Below are 17,999 nucleotides of genomic sequence, written 5' to 3'. Positions count from 1 at the left end.
AGCATATGGTCTTTACAGGCCATTGTTTCAGGCGATGACGGGTATCCAGATTTCCACGCTTCCCCGCCCGGTCTCAGGATTGAAGCGCCGGTCATAACGTTCGAAATCGGGAGAGTCGGCGGTTTTCAGTCCGGCATCGGGCAGCGCCTTGTTCCAGATCGTGTAGACCGTTCGTGGAAGATCCGAGATGTGTCCGTTATGGGTGAAGACCGCGTAGGATTGTGCGGGCAACTCGATATGATCCATGCCCGGTGTTGTTTTCAGCGCCTGGACGCCGGCGAGATAGGTGCAGTTGCCGGCTTCATCGGCGGCACTGCACACTCCGTAGGCGGCCCCGGATACCACCTCCTCGACCTCGCTTTCGCGCAGATTGAAGCGCTGCCAGAGGGCGGGAATGGTGCTGTTATTCTCCAGTGAGCACGGGGTACTGAGACCCACAACCATAAAGGCGTCGGCACGGCGTATTTCCGGCGGCTGGACTTCGACGAACATGTCGGTTTTCATTTTTAATGGCTCCATGAGATCAAGGGACGAGGTTGATCGGGCCTTGCGAACAGTGCTCGGTAATGCATTGAAATAATTCGCAAAGGCTCGCGTGAACGCCTCATGGGACCCGTATCCCGCATCAAGTGCTGCGGTGAGGATGTCGCCATCGCACAGCGCGATGGTTTCCGCCGCCCTGGAAAGGCGGCGTGCCCGGACGTAGGACATGATCGACAGGCCGGTGGAAAGCTGGAACAACCGGCACATGTGATGTGTACTGATTGCGCAGCGATCGGACAGGACCGTCAATGTCAGGTCCTTGTGCAGATCGGTTTCGATCTGCCAGATGAGCTTGTCGAGAGCGGGCATGGGGTCTCCTGTGGTTCACGCCCTTACCATGCAAAACCGCTCCGCTTCCTGCTTGATCGGGTTTGACTTGTTATCGTCTTTTCCCGCCGCTTTTGCTCCCGCCGCCTCCGACTGGCTCTATCAGGCGACCTGTGGTGACAGGATTTCCTGCCAGGCGTCATAGGCCGAGAGAACCGTTTCCATTTGCGCGGTATGGCCGGTGATGAAATCATTGCCGTAGATTGTCTCGTCTGGATATTCGGTGATCAGCGTCATCGGTACGGTGTGGCGGTCATCGACGGACGACAGGCACGGGAAGCCGTTGATGATGCGAAAACCGGTTTCACCGGCGTGGATTTCATAAAGTGCGATCTGTCGGTTGTTGTAGTCGAGCAGGCCGGGAATGGCGCCAAGATGGCGGGTCACCCGGTCGAGCAGGGCCTCGGCCTGCCTTTCCCAGTCCGCATGGTGGCGGATGATGAGGAAGAAACCCTTCGGTAGCGTCCACATGGCGAAATTGCGCGGTACATAACCGGAAAGCGGTCGGGTCCATTCGTGAGATGGATAACCGTGCAGGTTCACATGCAGGCTGGCACCGCTGATGTCCTGCGCCTTGAAGCGGATTTCCTTCTCGTTGATATGGCTGCCTGAATTTTCCAGCGTGCGGTATTCGAGATCGTCGCCGAGCGCCGTGTAACGCGCTGCGTGATGCATGTGGCGCGGATTGTCGGCTCTCAGCCGTTGATGCAGGGCGTAACCATCCGGATTTTCCAGCGGCGAAATGGTGAAATGCGCGCCCTTGCGTCCGGCGAGCCTGCGGGCGGCCCGGATGGCGCCGACGATGCCTGTGGTCTCGTTAGGGTGCTGACCGCCGCTGATCATCACGGCGGCATCGCTGCCGGTGACATACCGGGCGGCAAGAATACGGCCGGAACGAGAGCGCGCCTCGAATCCCTCGCCGCCGATTTCTTCAAGCAGCTTCGTGAGCTGGCCTGCCGCAACCGGTTCGCTGGCTGTATCGATCTCCTGTTCGCGACCATCGAGAAAGACGGTGGTGAGCCTGCGAGCCTCGATGCGGACGGAGACTTCGCCCTCGCTTTTGACGATTTCCGGTACGATCTGGCCGGGCTTCAGTCCCCGGTCGCCAAGCGGGCGGCCGGATTTTTTCTGGAAGAACTCCAAGAGCGAGAAATAGAAATCTTCATGCAGGGCTTCGCGCAGGCTGACGACTTCGTCGCCAACCGCCAGCGGCAGATCTTCGGCTGGATGCGTGACGCGAATGTTCAGTTCTTCGAAATAGGGCTCGTTGTCACCCCAGCCATGGTCGGCGACGGCTTGGATCGCCGCTTCGAAAAGCCGTTCGAAATCCGTCTCCAGCCGCTCACCTGAAGCGTTGCCGGCAGGCCGGAACCAGCCGGTGGGAGAGACGTTGGTTTCGCCGACGATATCGGTGTGAACCCGGTTCGGCGCCAGAACCTTCAGGGTTTCCGTCTTGCCGTTGCGGCTCAGGGTAACATCATAATGGAACTCGTCGTCTTTTCGGGCGATGAAGTCGATCTTCGTATCGCCCACCAGCGCCGCCAGGGGATAGGCCTCCAACCGGAAACGGTTGGCCGGCGCGCTGGCGTGCACCGGGTAACGCACCTCGATGGTGTCGACGCCATCGAGGCTGATCTCTTCCAGAAAGGTGAAGAGAAGCGGCTTGTAGGCGCTGCGGATGCGGGCGCTGACCCCTTTTTTCTTCAGCCGGTTTTCGGCTTCGCGACGGCTTTTGGCGTCATCGAAGCTCCATGCCTCGAAGGACTGGCCGGGTTCGGCATTGGCAAGAAGCGTATCCAGCGTGCGTTCGAAAGTCTGGTCGAAAATCTGGCTCATCGCTGTTACCTCGAGGTTCTGCCGGTGGGGTCGAGACTGTCGCGCAGCCAGTCACCGAGAAGGTTGAGGCCAAGCACCGTCAGAAGGATAGCAAGACCCGGGAAGACGCTGACCCACCATGCGGTTTGCAGATAGGTCCGTCCATCCGCCAGCATGCCGCCCCAGCTCGGAATGGTCGGATCGACGCCGAGACCGAGGAAGGTGAGGCTGCTTTCGAGCAGGATGTTGTTGGCGACATTGAGCGTCATCAGCACGATGACAGGGCCGATGAGGTTCGGCAGCAGGTGCTGGAGAATGATGCGCCAGTCCTTCACGCCGATAGCGCGGGCGGAAAGGATAAATTCCCGCTCCCGAAGCGTCAGCACCGAGCCGCGCACGAGGCGGGCATATTGCACCCATTGCGAGACGATCAGGAGGATGATGGTGTTGGTGAGGCTGCCGCCGACAATGGCGATGAAGGTGATGGCGAGCAGGATGAAGGGCATGGCGAGCTGGATATCGGCAAAGCGCATGACCAGCATGTCCCAGAAGCCGCGATAATAACCGGCCACCAGTCCGACCGCGACACCGAAGATGACAGCGCCGATGACGGAGGTGAAGCCGACCAGCAGCGAGATCTTGCCGCCGGCGACGACGCGCGCGAGCACGTCACGCCCCAGCGGATCGGTGCCGAGCGGATGGGCGGCATTGGCAAACGGCTTGGCAAGGCGCGCCATGAGGTCGATCTTGTCGGCCCCGCCCGGAAACAGCACGTCGGAAAAGATGACGGCAAGGCAGATGATTGTCGTCAGCGACGCGCCGAGGACGAATTCGAGATTGGTGAAGCGCGAAAGACGCGAGGTTTTGGCAGCCATCGTCACTTACTCCGTGCGGATGCGCGGATCGACAAGGCCATAGGCGATATCGACCAGAAGGTTAATGCCGACGATCATCAGCGACAGCACGGTGATGACGGCCTGAAGCACGGGATAATCACGCGCGCCGACGGCGTCGAAGGCCAGCGTGCCGAGGCCCGGCCAGTTGAAGACGCGCTCAATGACGACGATGCCGCCGAGCAGCCCGCCGAATTGCAGGCCAAAATAGGTGATGAGCGGAATGGCGCAATTGCGCAGCGCGTGCTTGTAGAGAACCTTATTTTCGCTCAGCCCCTTTGCGCGCGCCACCATGACATATTGCGAGCGCAGCGTATCCAGCATGGCCGTGCGCACCAGCCGCACATTGGTAGCCGTCAGGATGACGCCCATGGTGACGGCGGGCATGATGTAGCTGGCAAAACCGCCCATACCGCTTGGCGGCAGCCAGCCGAGCGTGATGGAGAATAAGAGCACCAGCATGGTGGCCAGCCAAAAATTCGGGAATGACAGGCCGACGAGTGAGAAGATGCGGATCACCTGATCGGCCGTCTTGCCGCGCGAGGTAGCGGCCTTGATGCCGAGCGGGATCGACAGCGCAATCGAGACCGCCATGGAGATGAAGGCGAGGAGAAGCGTTGCGGGTAGGGCATCCGCGATCAGGCGCGAGACGGGCGTGCTGCCGGTGAAGCTGCGGCCGAAATCGAGCGTCACGAGACCCTTCAGGAAGCTGAAATATTGCACGAAGAATGGCCGGTCGGTGCCGAGCGCTGCGCGGATGCGCGCCAGATCGTCTTCCGTCATGCTGCCACCGCCCTGGAACATGGTGACGGCGGGGTCACCGGTGAGGCGGATGGCGAAGGAAACGAGAAGGGTGATGGCGATGACGACAAAAATCGCCTGCAGCAATCGCTTGATGAGGAAACCGGCCACGTTTTTTACCTTGAAGAGAGACCCGACCTTGCCCGCATTGCGGCGGGCAAGGTGTGTTGATCAGAAAAACCAGCCTGATTATTCGACGGTGACGTCGGTCAGCTTCAGGCGGTTATCCGGCGGTGCCACAAAACCCTTGACCCGCTTGTTGATGCCGTAAATGGCATTGGTGTTGTAAAGCGGGATTTCGAGCGCGCGTTCGGCGGTGTAGCTGCCGATTTCCTTGAGGATTTTTTCGCGCTCGGCACGGTCGGTCAGCGGACGCTGGGATTCCAGCATTTTGTCCAGCTTCTCGTCCTTGTCGTAAGGGTTCCACTTTTCACCGGAGTGATACATGGAATAGGCCGTGTTGTCGTAATCGAAGGTCCAGCCGCCCCATTTCTGCTGGAACATCGCGCCGGTCTTGCCCTGCGGGATGATGTCGTTCAGGAGAACGTTGGTCTCATAGGGCTTGATGGTGGCGGTGATGCCGACCATGGACAGATAGCTGGAAATGACCTGCGCCACCTCGTTCATCGTCGCGTCATTGCCACGGATATCGATCTGGAGCGCCGCACCGGGCTTGACGCCGGCTTCCGCAAGAAGCTTCTTTGCACCTTCCGGATCGTAGGGCAGCGGCTTCAGCTCCGGATCGTAACCGAAGGACAGCGCGCTCTGGAAGCTTGCAATCTCGGAGGCCTGACCGGCGAGGATCGACTTGACGATGGTGCCACGGTCGACGGCCATGATGATGGCTTTGCGCACCTTCGGATCGGCGGTGATGCCATCACGGGTGTTGAAACGCAGCGCATCGACCGTCGGGCCGGGCACGCTGACAATCTCCAGCTTGGAATCGCCTTGGATAACCGGGATCATGCCGATCGGGATGGTGGGCGGAATGACGAGATCGACGCGGCCGGCCTGCAATTCGGCAACGGCGGTCGCCGGCTCGGAAATGAAGCGATATTCGAGTTCGGAAAGTTTTGGCGCACCGCCCCAGTAGTCGGCGTTGGCCTCCAGCTTGATGTTGGTCTTCGGTGCGTAGGAAACGAATTTGAACGCGCCGGTGCCAACCGGGTTGAGGTTGAAGTTGTCCTCGCCCTTTTCCTGAATGTACTTCGGCGGAACGATCATGCCGCCATAACCGGCAAGCTTGGTCAGCAGCACCGGATCCGGCGCCTTCAGCTTCATGTCCACCGTGTAGTCATCGATGACATCGACGCTTTCGATGGCGACATAGTTGGAGCGCTGCGGGCCCTTGGCACCCTGTTCGCCGAGAAGGCGCTCGAAGGTGAACTTGACGGCGGCGGCGTTGAAGGGCTCGCCATTGTGGAACTTGACGTTCTGGCGCAGCTTGAAGCGGATGCGCTTGCCCTCATCCAGCTCTTCCCAGGATTCGGCAAGGCCGGGCACGAGTTTCAGGTCCGGGCCGCGATAGGTCAGGCCGTCGAAGATGTTGGTGGCGACGGCAGCCCATTGCACGAGGAAAGTGTCGATCGGATCCCAGCTGCCCGGGTCCTGCGGGCTGGAAATGGTCATCTTGCCGGCGGCAAGAGCCGGTGCGGCGGTCAAGGCCGATGCGGCCATGGCAAGCGCGACGAACGTTGTCGTCATCCCCTTCTTGATTATTGTCATCTACCTGTTCCTCTTCAGATGGTTGCGGTTCTGGTTGTTATTCAGGCGCTCTTCGCGATGAAGTGGCCCGGATTGATTTCCTCATGGGCGAGAATGGCCGGCTCATCGCCGACACGGCGCACGGGATTGGGGATTTCGCCCTCGATCATGGCGATGCGGCGCTCGATGGTCGGATCGGCGACCGGCACGGCCGAAAGCAGGCGGCGCGTATAATCATGCGTCGGCGTTTCGAACACCTGACGGCGGCTGCCCATTTCCATGATCTGGCCGAGATAAAGCACCGCGACGCGGTGGCTCATCTTTTCCACGACAGCCATGTCATGGCTGATGAAGAGATAGGCGAGACCACGCTCGGCCTGCAAATCCATGAACAGATTGATGATCTGCGCCTGAATGGAGACGTCGAGCGCCGACAGCGCTTCGTCTGCAATGATGAGCTTGGGATCGGAAGCCAGTGCGCGGGCAATGCAGACGCGCTGGCGCTGGCCGCCGGAAAACTCGTGCGGATAACGCGCGGCATGTTCGGAGGAGAGGCCCACACGCTCCAGCAATTCATCCACCCGCCGCTTCACGGCCTTCTGATCGTTGATCAAGCCATGGGTGTTGATCGGCTCGGCAATCGAAAAACCGACCGTCTTGCGCGGATCGAGCGAGGCGAAGGGGTCCTGGAAGATATATTGCACTTCCTGGCGCATACGAAAGCGCTCCGCGGCCGACATTTCAGAATAGCTGCGGCCATTGAAGGCAATTTCGCCCGATACCGCCGTCTGCAGCTGCTGGATGGTGCGGCCGATGGTGGATTTGCCGGAACCGGATTCGCCCACCAGTGCCAGCGTTTCGCCGGCGTGAATATCGAAGCTGACCTTCTGCACGGCGCTGAGGCGATGGGTCGCCTTGCCGAACAGGTTCTTGCGGATATCGAAACGCACGAACAGGTCCTTCACCGACAGCAGCGGCTTCGCGTCATATTTCGCAGTGTTTTGCACGCGCTCTTCACCAACCACGACCGGCTGGCCATCTTGCAACACCGTGAGCGGCAGGCGCTTGGGAAACTCTTCGCCTTCCATGCTGCCGAGACGCGGAACGGCGGAGAGCAGGGCGCGCGTGTAAGGGTGCTGCGGATTGGCGAATATATCCTTGACCGGACCTTCCTCCACCTTCTTGCCCTTCCACATGACAACCACGTCATCGGCCATTTCCGCCACCACGCCCATATCGTGGGTGATGAAGACCATGCCCATGCCGAGCTTCTTTTGCAGGTCGCGCATGATGTTGAGGATCTGCGCCTGAATGGTGACGTCAAGCGCTGTCGTCGGCTCGTCGGCGATCAGAAGCTTCGGCCGGCAGGCGAGCGCCATGGCGATCATCACGCGCTGGCGCATGCCGCCGGAAAGCTGGTGTGGATACCGTTTCAGAAGTTCTGCCGCATCGGGCAGGCGCACCATTTCGAGAAGCTCCTGCGCCCGCGCCATCGCCGCCTGCTTGCCCATTTTCTCATGCAGCACAAGCACTTCGCATATCTGGTCGCCGATGGTGAAGACAGGGTTGAGCGAGGTCATCGGCTCCTGGAAGATCATGGCGATCTCCTTGCCGCGGATCGAGCGCATTTCTTTCTGCGACGCCTTCAGCAAGTCCTTGCCTTCAAACAGGATTTTGCCGGTGGGGTAGGTCGCGCCCATCATGTCCGCAAGCCGCATGGTGGAAAGCGAGGTGACCGATTTTCCCGATCCGGACTCGCCGACGACCGCGACCGTGCGGCCGGGCTCGACGCGGAAGGAGATATCGTCCACGACGCGGCTGTTGCCAAATTCGACGCTCAGGCCTTCGACCGAGAGGAGGGCGTTTGCGTGTGCGGCAGTCATGTCAGCGTCTCCGGCGTGGCGCACGCGGCAAGGCTGGCGCGGCCATATGAAAATGAGCAAGGGGAAATGTCTCGGGCACGCCTGCTGGGCGACACCGCACTGAAGGGAGAGAAGGCAACGAAAAGTCGCATGTTTCAGGCCGCTTTGCCGGCAAAATGCCGGTTGGCCGCCGCCCGCTGAAACGGCACATTCGATGCCCCCAAAGCGCCGCAGGCAACCTCAGCGGCGCTGGCCGGACGATTTGCGTAGGACGCAGATTCGACGATGCGCATGTAACTCTAATTCCCCACCCTTGTTTTGCCGAAAAAGCTAACAAAACCGAACAATCATGTCCAGAGTGTTGAACAATTTTTATGTACTGCTCTACAAATACGCAGCTGCACCGATTTTGAGCGCGGGTTCTGGAAGAATGCTTCGCAATGATGCGTGTATTTCGAAATGATCGTCGATAGAACCTTTGAGACGAATGATGAGGAATGGAGTCCCGGCCATGAACGACCAGGCGGGCGCAGTCAGGCTGAGCGGATTTTTACGGTGCTTGTCGAAGGACGATGTCGAACTGGTCCGGCGCCGCCTTCCCGAACATCTTCGCCTGACCAGAGAGGAACCCGGCTGTCTTTCCTTCGAAGTGTCCGAGACGGACGATCCCCTGATCTGGCAGGTGGAGGAGCTTTTTGCCGACCGTGCTGCCTTCGATTTTCATCAGGAGCGGACGCGGGCGTCCGAGTGGTTCAGGGCGACCTCCGCTATTCCGCGCGACTATGAGATAACGACATTGGCGTGAATGAAAACAGGCCGCAGCGGCATTCCTGCTGTCCGCGACCTGTCCGGATTTCCCCGATCGTATTTCGGTGCCGGGATTTATTCCTTCGGCATACCGACCGGTGGCGCAAGCCGTCTTTGCGCGGCGATGCGGAAGGGGGCGTTCATCGCGCCATAACCGCCATAGGCTCCGCGCCGTTCGATGATTTCGAAGAAGAAACCTTCCCCGAAGGTGCGGCTGTATATCTGGAAATATTCGCCATTGTCGTCGCGGTCATAAAGAATGCTTGCCGCCCTGAGCGCATCGGAAAATTCCGGTTCCAGCCCGAAGCGGGCTTCCAGATCGTCGTAATAATTGCGCGAGATCGGCAGGGCGTGGAACCCGCGCGCCTGCAGTGCTTTTGCTGTGGCGAAGATATCGTCGGTGGCAAATGCGATGTGCTGGATGCTGGTGCCGAAGCCCTCGGCCAGAAATTTGCCGGCGAAGGTCTTGCGATTGTCGGCACCGTTCATGGTCAGGCGGAAATGCGGCGAGGGCACGCTTTCAATCGCCTGGCTGCGCACCAGTCCGCCGGGATCCACCACATCGACCATCGGCGTGCGCCGGGTGGAAAACAGCGAGGTGTAAAACAGAAGCCAGGTCAGCATTTCATCGTAATGCGTTGTTTGCGCGAGGTGATCGATCCGCTTCAGTCCTGCGTCGCCCGCCGGTTCTTGGTTGTCGGTGGGCGCAAATTCCTTGTCCCAGATGGAGGAAAGCTCTGGTGAGCCGTCGAGGAAATAGATGACGCCGTTGCCCACGCCCTGAATGGCGGGAACGGCGACTTCGCCTGACTTGCGCGGCTCGGCGAAGGTGGGCGCGCCGAGCGCTTCTGCCCGGGCAAGGGCTGCTGCGGCATCATCCACCTTCAGCCCGAAGGCATAGGCATTGGTGCCGTGGATGGAATAGGACGCGCCCGCGAAACTGTCGCCGCCATCGCTGGTATTGATGACAATGCGAATATCGCCCTGCGTATAAAGATCGACATCGCGATTGCGGTGCCGGGCGGTGTTTTCAAAGCCGAGCGTGGCGAGAAGGGCTTCCAGATTGGGTTTTTCTTCCGGTGCCGTGGTGAATTCGACGAATTCCACGCCGTCCGTCTCCACTCGTTCCGGCATTGATGGCACATCGATGCGGATGTCGGGTTCGAGACGCCGGACCTGGTCCATGAGATTGATGAGCGAGCGGTGGCCGTCTTCGGCAAGCAGCCGGGCCGAGCCGCCGCGGAACTGGTCGTTGAAGATTTCGAGCGACAGCGGGCCGCTATAACCGGTTGCGGCGACGGCGCGCATGAAATCCACCACCGGCAGATCGCCTTCGCCCGGCATGTTGCGGAAGTGGCGGCTCCAGTAGAGCAGGTCCATGTCGATCAGCGGCGCATCGGCAAGCTGCACGATGAAAATCTTGTCGCCGGGAATGGAGCGGATCGAATTGGGGTCGATCTTGCGCGACAGCGTGTGGAAACTATCGAGAATGATGCCGACATTGGCGTGATCGGCGCGGCGCACCACCTCCCAGGCATCGCGGTGATCGCTGATATGGCGGCCCCAGGCCAGGGCCTCGTAACCGACGCGCACGCCATGTTTTGCTGCCAATTCACCGAGCTGATGGAAATCGGCGGCGGCGCGGTCGATGCCACCGAGCGAGACCGGCGAGACATTCGAGCAGATCAGCATCAGATCGGTGCCGAGTTCGCCCATGATGTCGAATTTGCGCTCAGCCCTCTCGAAGGCCCGTGCGCGGTGCGGTTCCGGCATGCCCTCGAAATCGCGGAATGGCTGGAAAAGGGTGATATCCAGCCCGTGATCGGCGGCCAAGGCCTTCACCTCGCGCGGCGAGGCGTCGTAAGTCAGGAAATCGTTTTCGAAAATCTCAACGCCGGAAAAGCCCGCCTTGGCGATGGCCGCCAGCTTTTCGGGGAATTCGCCGCTGATCGATACGGTTGCAATGGATGTGCGCATTGGCATGCCGTGTCTTATTGTGTCATAGCTCGCCATATTGCCTTCCTTTTCAGCATTATGTACTGATTGGTTAATAAAGGGGCCGCCGCCGGATGGCAGCCCCGTCCAGGGAATGAAGCATGAGCAAAAGCACGACCTTGAGCGGCGCCCGCGATACCCGGCAGGCGAAACGCGACCCGGAAGGGGTGCGCCGCGACATTCTTTCGGTCGCGATGGAGGAGTTTTCGCAAAACGGACTTTCCGGCGCGCGTATCGATGAGATCGCGGCGCGCACGCGAACTTCCAAGCGCATGATTTATTATTATTTCATCGACAAGCAGAGCCTTTATCAGCGTGTGCTTGAAGAGGCCTATGCCAAGGTGCGCGGCGGCGAAAGCGATCTGGAGCTGGACGATCTGGAGCCGGCGGCGGCGCTCGAGAAGCTCTGTCGGTTCACCTTCGATCACCACAGGCGCAATCCGGCTTTCATCCGCATGGTGATGATTGAGAACATCCACCATGGCCGGCATATGCAGTCGTCCGAAACGATCCGTCAGCTCAACCGCCCGGCGATCGACGCGCTCGAAAGCGTGCTGCTGCGCGGCCAGAAAAGCGGCGTCTTTCGCGAGGGCATCGATGCACTGGAACTGCACTGGCAGATCAGCGCGCTGTCCTTTTTCAATGTCTCGAATGTTGCAACCTTCTCGTTCATCTTCGGCGACAGCCTTTATACGGACAAGGGCCAGGAGACATTGTCGCGGCATGTCAGCGACATGGTGCTGCGTTATGTGCTGACGCCCGCCCATATCACGACGGGCGCGAAAGACGGTTGATGAGGTGGCGCAGCGCCACTTCATAACCTTCGATGCCGAGACCGGCGATCATGCCTTCGGCGCGGGTCGAGACGTAAGAATGGTGCCGGAAAACCTCGCGTTTGTGGATGTTGGAAATGTGAACCTCGATCACAGGCGCCTCGAAGGCATTGAGCGCATCGAGGATTGCCACCGAGGTGTGGGTAAAGGCGCCGGGATTGATGACAATTCCCGAAGACTTGCCGCGGGCTTCGTGAATCCAGTCGATCAGCTCATATTCCCGGTTGCTCTGGGCAAAAAACAGCTCGTGGCCAGCGGCATCAGCGATAGCACGGCAATTGGCTTCGATATCGGCGAGCGTTTCATAACCATAGATTTCCGGCTGGCGCTGGCCGAGCAGGTTGAGGTTGGGACCGTTCAGAACCGTGAAAAGGCTCATGCGATGCCCTCCGCCATGCAAAGCTCGGTAAAATGCGCCGTCATGCGCCCGGCATCCGGCTCGCGGCCGCAGAAGAGGCGGAATGCGCCGACGGCCTGAAACACCGTCATGCCGCCGCCGGGCAGGGTTCGACAGCCCTTTTTCGCTGCCGTCGCCAGTAATTCTGTGACAAGCGGCATGTAGACGATATCGGCCACCCAGTGCCGCCGTTCGATGAGATCGGCCGGAACCGGCATGCCGGGATGGGCCGGCATGCCCATCGGCGTTGCATGGATCAGGCCATCGGCAAAGGGCAGGGAGGCGGCGGGGTCTTTGACGGCAAGCGCGCGGCCTTCGCCGAAGCGGGCATTGAGTTCGCGGGCCAGTTGCTCCGCCCTTGGGAAATCCCGGTCGAAAATGTCGAGACGGGCGAAGTCGAGCTTCAATGCGGCATGGGCCACCGCAACGCCCGCGCCACCCGCGCCGACCAGAAGCGCCCGGTCACGCCGCGAATCCGGCAGGCCGCGCACGAAGCTTTCGTAAAAGCCGTACCAGTCGGTGTTGTGGCCGATGCGGCGTCCGTCCCGGAAGACGACCGTATTGACCGCGCCCAGCATGCGGGCATCGTCAGACAGTTCGTGCAGATGCGGAATAACGGCCTGCTTGAAGGGATGGGTGATGTTGGTGCCGGAAAAACCGCGCGCTTCCAGCTCGTCCAGCAGGTTGGGAAGGGCGCTCGGTGGCAGCTTGCGGGCGGTAACGTCCACCAGCTCGTAGGAATAATCGAGGCCGTGAGCCGCCCCTTCGCGGATGTGCAGCGCGGGCGATTTGGAAAGCTGTATGTCGGCGCCTATCAGGCCGACTTTGAAGGATGTTTGTTCTGTCATGATCGGGTGTCGCTCATCGGACGGTGTGGGAGAGGCGGGATTATCCCCGCCCGCCTTAAGAGCGCGCGAACCTCAGTGATGGGCGAGAATTTCACCGAGGAACGTGCGCGTGCGCTGTTGCTTGGGATCGCGGAAGAATTCCTCCGGCGGGCCTTCCTCGATGATCTCGCCTTCCGACATGAAGATCACCCGGTCGGCCACCTGCCGTGCGAAACCCATTTCATGGGTGACGCAGATCATCGTCATGCCGTCACGGGCAAGGCCGATCATGGTGTCGAGGACTTCCTTCACCATTTCAGGGTCGAGAGCCGAAGTCGGCTCATCGAACAGCATCGCCTTCGGCTCCATGCACAGCGCCCGGGCAATCGCCGCGCGCTGTTGCTGGCCGCCGGAAAGCTGGGCCGGGTACTTGTCTGCCTGGTTGAGAATGCGCACGCGCTCCAGATATTTGCGCGCCGTCGCCTCCGCATCGGCTTTCGACAGGCCCTTCACCCGCATGGGCGCGAGCGTGCAGTTTTCCATGATGGTCTTGTGCGGGAAGAGATTGAAGCTCTGAAACACCATGCCCACTTCGCGGCGAACCGCATCGATGGCCCGGCTGGAATCGGACAGCATCGTTCCCTCGACCGTGATCTTGCCCTCCTGGATTTCTTCCAGATGGTTGATGCAACGGATGAGCGTGGATTTGCCCGAACCGGACGGCCCGCAAAGAACGATTTTTTCGCCCTTGCGAACCGTCATGTTGACGTCTTTAAGCGCATGAAAGGCTCCATACCACTTTCCAACCCCTTCGAGGGCTATCAGCGGAACCTGTGCGGCGGCGGATTGCGGCATGGAAATCTCCTGCTTACTTCACGGTGAAGGGGATGTCGGGCAGGCTGTCCGGGAAGGCCGGGACTTCGCGCTTCATCCACTTGTCATAGATATTGGCGAGCTGGCCGTCGGACTTGATCTTGTCGAGGAAGGCGTTGACGGTTTCGTTCCAGTCCTTTTCGCCGGGCCGGGTGCCGGCGCCGTTGTAGAGCGTCGTCAGGTCGAATTTCGGTTCGTATTTGCCTTCGGCAGCCTTGTTCAGGCGGTCGCCGTAGAACTGGTTGCCGCCGACGGCCTCGACCTGGCCGGAAATCAGCGCCTGAATATTGGCGGCGTCATCGTCGAAGCGCAGGATATTGGCCTTGGAGCCGGCGCCTGCGGTGATCGAGGTGTCCATGGCGCTCGACTTCGGCACGCCGACGGCGATGCCCGTCAGATCGTCATAGCCGGTGATCTTCTTGTCCTTCGGGCCATAGACCGAGAGCACGTTGCCGGCATAGGGCTTAGAATATTGAATGGTCTTGGCGCGTTCGGCCGTCATGCCCATGGTTGCGAATAGCAGGTCGACCTTGCCGGTCAGAAGGGCCGGAATGCGGTTTGCCACGGCGAGCGGTACGAACTCAACCTTGACCCCGAGATAATCGGCAAAGGCCTTGCCGATATCGGCATCGAGGCCGTCCTGCACGCCGCTTGAATTAACGAAGCCCCACGGTGAGTTGTCGCCCTGAATGCCGATGACGACCTTGCCCTTGGCCTTGGCCTCTTCCACCGTACCGGCGAAAGCATCGACCGGTGCGATGAAGGGCAGGGCAACCGTTGCCGCGGCAAGCGCGAGCAGGGCGCGACGAGAGAATTTCATGCTGGTGGTTTTCATCTTTTGCTCCTCCTTACAAAGCTGATGAGTTTTCGAGACTTAGCGGGTTGCGGTCTGCAGCCGCTTTTCAACGCTGGCGCCCCACAGGGAAAGCGGCCAGCAGATCAGGAAATACATGATGCCGACGATGGCGAAGACGGTGAGCGGGCGGAACGTCTGGTTGGAGACGATCTGGCCGGCGCGCGATAGCTCGACGAAGCCAACAATGGCCGCAAGCGAAGTGCCCTTGATGAGCTGCACGAGGAAACCGATGGTGGCGGGCAGCGAAATCTTGAAGGCCTGCGGCAGAACTACGTCCTTCATGCGCGAGATATAGTGCAGGCCGAGCGCATTGGCGGCCTCCGTCTGGCCTTTCGGCACCGCCTGGATGCCGCCGCGCCATATTTCGCCAAGGAAGGCGCTGGCATGCAGCGTAAAAGCAATGGCGACCGCGACCCAGGCATCGACATTGAGGCCCGCAAGCGCCACGCCGTAATAGACCACAAAAAGCTGCATCAGGAGCGGCGTGCCCTGGAAAACGGCGATGAATGCCGTGCTCGCCCTCTGGATCGCCGGGCTGTCCGCGACGCGGGCAAGCGCCACACAAAGGCCGAAGACGCCGCCGCCGATAAAACCGATGATGGTCAGCGCAAGCGTCCATTTCAGGCCTTGCAGCAGGAAGAAGAATTCGTTGGGACCGATGGATGCCATTGTCTTCTCCTCACTTGACCGGATAGCTGAAGGATGTGCGGGAGATGAGCGAGAAAATGCCCATCATCAGCGAGGAAATGATGAGATAAAGCAGCGTGATCGAGAAATAGACCTCGAAGGACCGGAAGGTATCGGCCTCGATCTTCTGCGCCACCGAGGTCAGCTCGTAAGCGGCGATCGAGGTGCAGACCGAGGTGGTCAGCGTCAACATGATGAACTGGCTGGTAAGCGAGGGATAGACCGCCCGCAGCGCCGGCTTCAGGATGATGTGCCGGAAGATCTGCGCGCGGTGAAGGCCGAGCGCAAGCCCCGCCTCCACCTGCCCCTTGGGAATGGAATCCACGCCGCCACGAATGATTTCTATCGCATAGGCGCCGCCGTTGAGAGCCAGCGCGATGATGGCCGTCACCGTCGGGTTGAGCTTGATACCAATCTGCGGCAGGGCGAAGAAGATGAAGAATATCTGCACCAGAAACGGTGTGTTGCGAATGGCTTCCACAAAGCCGATGACGAGGCCGCGCAGCAGCTTGAAGCGCGAGCGGCGGGCGACGACGCCCAGAACGCCGATGACGGTGGCGAGCGACATGCCGGCAATCGCAAGGCCGATCGTCGCCAGACAGGCTAAAAGCAGCTCGGGCAGGCGGTCTATGACCGCCGAAAAATCGAGACTGTAAGACATTCTTCCTCCCAACCCGTTCGGGTCCGGACAGGCGTTTCGCCGTGTCCTTATCGCTTTGGGAACCTTACGGCGCCAAAGCCCTCCATTCGTCTGACCATGTCCAGAAGGTTCTTTTCCTCACCTGCGGCATGACTTCAACATGATTGTTTGTACCAGTTAGTTCATTTTTATGTCAAGCGCTACACCCGGTCAAAAAGCAGCTAAAAAGCTGTTTTTTCTACATTCGATATTTTTAAGAAAATCTTTTGTTATCAATGGCTAATGTGCAAAGACCCAAGCGGTTTCAACGCGCGAAAATCCTGCCGCCAATGAGGTGGCGGGAGGTGCCGGGAAAGCTGATTTAATCAAGAACTCGACGGTCTTCCGGTTAGCCGTCTTTCGCGCCCAGCCTGTCTATCTGTCCTGCGAGGCGTTCGGCGATCAGCAGGGACGTCCCTGTTGCCGTCACCATTTGTGGCAGTGTCATCCATTCCAGCATCCAGCCCGCGCCCGACCTTTCCTGTTCATGGACAAGCGACTGGTGCAACGCCGAGATTTGCACGGCATTGAAGCGGGCCAGTGCCACCAGCGTTTCGGCATTGACCGGGTTCTGTTTGTGCGGCATGGCCGAGGAGCCGCCGCCGCCGGAAAGGCGGATCTCCGCACCGAGCTCGGCCATCAGCGCGATATCCTGCCCGAACTTGCCGAGCGCGCCGGTGATCAGCGAGAGCAGATTGGCGAATTCGACGATGCCGTCGCGCTGGCTCTGCCATTGCGGCCTGTCGGCAAGGCCGAGCCGTTTTGCGAGATCGGCACGCACCGCTGCGGCATTGTCGCCAAGCTTTTCCAGCGTGCCGGCAGCCCCGCCGAATTGCAGGACGAAGCCGCTCTGTGCGAATGTTTCGAGCCGCAGCAGATGGCGTTCAAGCGGCGCAGTCCAGCTCGCCGCCCGGGCGGCGACGGTGATGCCGATGGCGGCCTGCATACGGGTATAGCCCGTCAGCGGGTTGCGGCCGTCGCGGGAGGCAAGGTCTCCCAGCGCATCGATGAGGTGGCCGAGGCGGGCCGTGATGATTTCCGCCGCAGCCTTCAGCCGCAGCATCAGGCTGGTGTCGATGACATCCTGGCTGGTGGCGCCGAAATGCACCCTGTCGGCCGCCTTGCCGCCGACTGACGCGCGCATCTGCCGGATGAGTTCGGGAACCACGACGCCGTCCTTCGCGACGCCATGGCGAAGCGCGGTCATATCGGCGGCAAAGTCCGAAAGCCGCGAAACGATTTCTTCTGCCGCCTCCTCGGGGATAATGCCGGCCTGTGCTTCCGCCTGCGCCAGCCCCGCCTCGAAACGGACCATGGCGTCGATATCCGCTCTTGCCGAAAACAGCTCGACGATTTCACTGTCGCCGAAGAGGCCTGACAGAAACGGATGCTCGAAGGGGGAAAGGCTCATCTTCCGTCTCGCTTTCTTTTGCGCATATCGTCGTCGCAAAACCGCTGCACACCTTAGCGCGATATGCGTCAGATATCGAAAAACACGGTTTCGCCTTCGCCCTGAAGACGGATATCGAAGCGATAAACGTTGCCTTCTTCCTTTTTGGCGACAAGCGTGGCGATGCGGCTTTTTTGCTCGATGCGGGCAAGAACCGGGTCGGCGGCATTGGCCTCCTGTTCTTCCGGGAAATACATGCGGGTCTGCAGGCCTATATTGATGCCGCGGGCGACGATCCAGAAGGTGATGTGCGGCGCCATCGGCCGGCCATCGCGGAAGGGCACTGTACCAGGCTTGATCGTCTCGAAGACGAATTCGCCCGTATCCATGTCGCCGGGCGAACGGCCCCAGCCGATGAAATTCGGATCGGCCTTGCCCCGCGTTTCGCTGGGGCTGTTGTAATAACCGTCGCAATCGGCCTGCCAGATTTCGATCAGCGCGTCCTTCAGCGCCATTCCCGCACCGTCATAGACAGTGCCGCGCACGCTGATGCGTTCGCCGCGGGCCTTGTCGTTATAAAGCGGACCTGAACCGAGATCCCGCTCGAACACGCCCTCAATGCCGACGAAATTCGGCGTGCAGCCGATATGCACGTAAGGGCCTGCCGTCTGCGAGGCGGTTTCCTTGAGATAGCTGAGCGGCTGAACCAT

The 17,999-nt window shown here is 60.1% G+C and carries 17 protein-coding genes; 2 read left to right on the top strand and 15 right to left on the bottom strand.

Features of this window, described 5'->3' with window-relative positions; translation table 11 throughout:
• Window positions 1-27: 27 nt before the first annotated feature.
• The 6 genes from BS627_RS15305 to BS627_RS15280 form a co-directional block, all read right to left on the bottom strand.
• Window positions 28-852 (bottom strand): AraC family transcriptional regulator, encoded by an 825-nt coding sequence (locus tag BS627_RS15305; RefSeq protein ID WP_077984040.1) that lies wholly within the window; start codon window positions 850-852, stop codon window positions 28-30.
• Window positions 853-972: 120 nt separating this feature from the next.
• Complete coding sequence (locus BS627_RS15300) at window positions 973-2,706, bottom strand: M14 family metallopeptidase (protein ID WP_077984039.1); 1,734 nt, start codon at window positions 2,704-2,706, stop codon at window positions 973-975.
• A gap of 5 nt (window positions 2,707-2,711) precedes the next feature.
• A complete protein-coding gene (locus BS627_RS15295) occupies window positions 2,712-3,560 on the bottom strand; it encodes an ABC transporter permease (protein WP_077984038.1) in 849 nt (282 codons plus the stop codon).
• Between the two features lie 6 nt (window positions 3,561-3,566).
• The gene (locus BS627_RS15290) at window positions 3,567-4,490 is read right to left on the bottom strand and encodes an ABC transporter permease (RefSeq protein ID WP_003519820.1); all 924 of its coding nucleotides are present in this window, start codon (window positions 4,488-4,490) and stop codon (window positions 3,567-3,569) included.
• Between the two features lie 78 nt (window positions 4,491-4,568).
• Window positions 4,569-6,104 carry an ABC transporter substrate-binding protein gene (locus BS627_RS15285; RefSeq protein WP_077984037.1) on the bottom strand — a complete coding sequence of 512 codons (1,536 nt, stop codon included), beginning with the start codon at window positions 6,102-6,104 and terminating at the stop codon, window positions 4,569-4,571.
• A gap of 41 nt (window positions 6,105-6,145) precedes the next feature.
• The gene (locus BS627_RS15280; protein WP_077984136.1) at window positions 6,146-7,966 is read right to left on the bottom strand and encodes an ABC transporter ATP-binding protein; all 1,821 of its coding nucleotides are present in this window, start codon (window positions 7,964-7,966) and stop codon (window positions 6,146-6,148) included.
• Between the two features lie 490 nt (window positions 7,967-8,456).
• On the opposite strand from BS627_RS15280, the gene BS627_RS15275 reads away from it, so the two are divergent.
• Window positions 8,457-8,750 carry a putative quinol monooxygenase gene (locus BS627_RS15275; RefSeq protein ID WP_077984036.1) on the top strand — a complete coding sequence of 98 codons (294 nt, stop codon included), beginning with the start codon at window positions 8,457-8,459 and terminating at the stop codon, window positions 8,748-8,750.
• Between the two features lie 77 nt (window positions 8,751-8,827).
• Here the strand turns inward: BS627_RS15275 and BS627_RS15270 are convergent, their stop codons facing one another.
• Complete coding sequence (locus BS627_RS15270) at window positions 8,828-10,729, bottom strand: bifunctional sugar phosphate isomerase/epimerase/4-hydroxyphenylpyruvate dioxygenase family protein (RefSeq protein ID WP_077984035.1); 1,902 nt, start codon at window positions 10,727-10,729, stop codon at window positions 8,828-8,830.
• 119 nt (window positions 10,730-10,848) lie between these two features.
• On the opposite strand from BS627_RS15270, the gene BS627_RS15265 reads away from it, so the two are divergent.
• Complete coding sequence (locus BS627_RS15265; RefSeq protein WP_077984034.1) at window positions 10,849-11,541, top strand: TetR/AcrR family transcriptional regulator; 693 nt, start codon at window positions 10,849-10,851, stop codon at window positions 11,539-11,541.
• Here the strand turns inward: BS627_RS15265 and aroQ are convergent.
• From aroQ to pcaG, 8 genes are all read right to left on the bottom strand, one after another.
• The gene (gene aroQ, locus BS627_RS15260; RefSeq protein WP_077984033.1) at window positions 11,516-11,959 is read right to left on the bottom strand and encodes a type II 3-dehydroquinate dehydratase; all 444 of its coding nucleotides are present in this window, start codon (window positions 11,957-11,959) and stop codon (window positions 11,516-11,518) included. The genes BS627_RS15265 and aroQ overlap by 26 nt on opposite strands.
• On the bottom strand, window positions 11,956-12,825 hold the full coding sequence (locus BS627_RS15255; RefSeq protein ID WP_077984032.1) for a shikimate dehydrogenase: 870 nt from the start codon (window positions 12,823-12,825) through the stop codon (window positions 11,956-11,958). The genes aroQ and BS627_RS15255 overlap by 4 nt, the downstream gene beginning before the upstream one ends.
• A 72-nt stretch (window positions 12,826-12,897) precedes the next feature.
• Window positions 12,898-13,659, bottom strand: coding sequence for an amino acid ABC transporter ATP-binding protein (locus tag BS627_RS15250; RefSeq protein ID WP_077984031.1), 762 nt, complete (start codon window positions 13,657-13,659; stop codon window positions 12,898-12,900).
• Window positions 13,660-13,672: 13 nt separating this feature from the next.
• Window positions 13,673-14,512, bottom strand: a complete 840-nt coding sequence (locus BS627_RS15245; RefSeq protein WP_077984030.1) for a transporter substrate-binding domain-containing protein — start codon at window positions 14,510-14,512, stop codon at window positions 13,673-13,675.
• A gap of 39 nt (window positions 14,513-14,551) precedes the next feature.
• Complete coding sequence (locus BS627_RS15240) at window positions 14,552-15,202, bottom strand: amino acid ABC transporter permease (RefSeq protein WP_077984029.1); 651 nt, start codon at window positions 15,200-15,202, stop codon at window positions 14,552-14,554.
• A gap of 10 nt (window positions 15,203-15,212) precedes the next feature.
• Window positions 15,213-15,881, bottom strand: a complete 669-nt coding sequence (locus BS627_RS15235; protein ID WP_077984028.1) for an amino acid ABC transporter permease — start codon at window positions 15,879-15,881, stop codon at window positions 15,213-15,215.
• Window positions 15,882-16,248: 367 nt separating this feature from the next.
• The gene (locus tag BS627_RS15230; RefSeq protein ID WP_077984027.1) at window positions 16,249-17,310 is read right to left on the bottom strand and encodes a 3-carboxy-cis,cis-muconate cycloisomerase; all 1,062 of its coding nucleotides are present in this window, start codon (window positions 17,308-17,310) and stop codon (window positions 16,249-16,251) included.
• Window positions 17,311-17,378: 68 nt separating this feature from the next.
• On the bottom strand, window positions 17,379-17,999 hold the full coding sequence (gene pcaG / locus BS627_RS15225) for a protocatechuate 3,4-dioxygenase subunit alpha (protein ID WP_077984026.1): 621 nt from the start codon (window positions 17,997-17,999) through the stop codon (window positions 17,379-17,381).

It is taken from the genome of Agrobacterium salinitolerans (assembly GCF_002008225.1).
Classification (GTDB): domain Bacteria; phylum Pseudomonadota; class Alphaproteobacteria; order Rhizobiales; family Rhizobiaceae; genus Agrobacterium; species Agrobacterium salinitolerans.
Note: the sequence above shows the minus strand (reverse complement) of the source record. Positions and strands in the feature narration are given on the sequence as shown.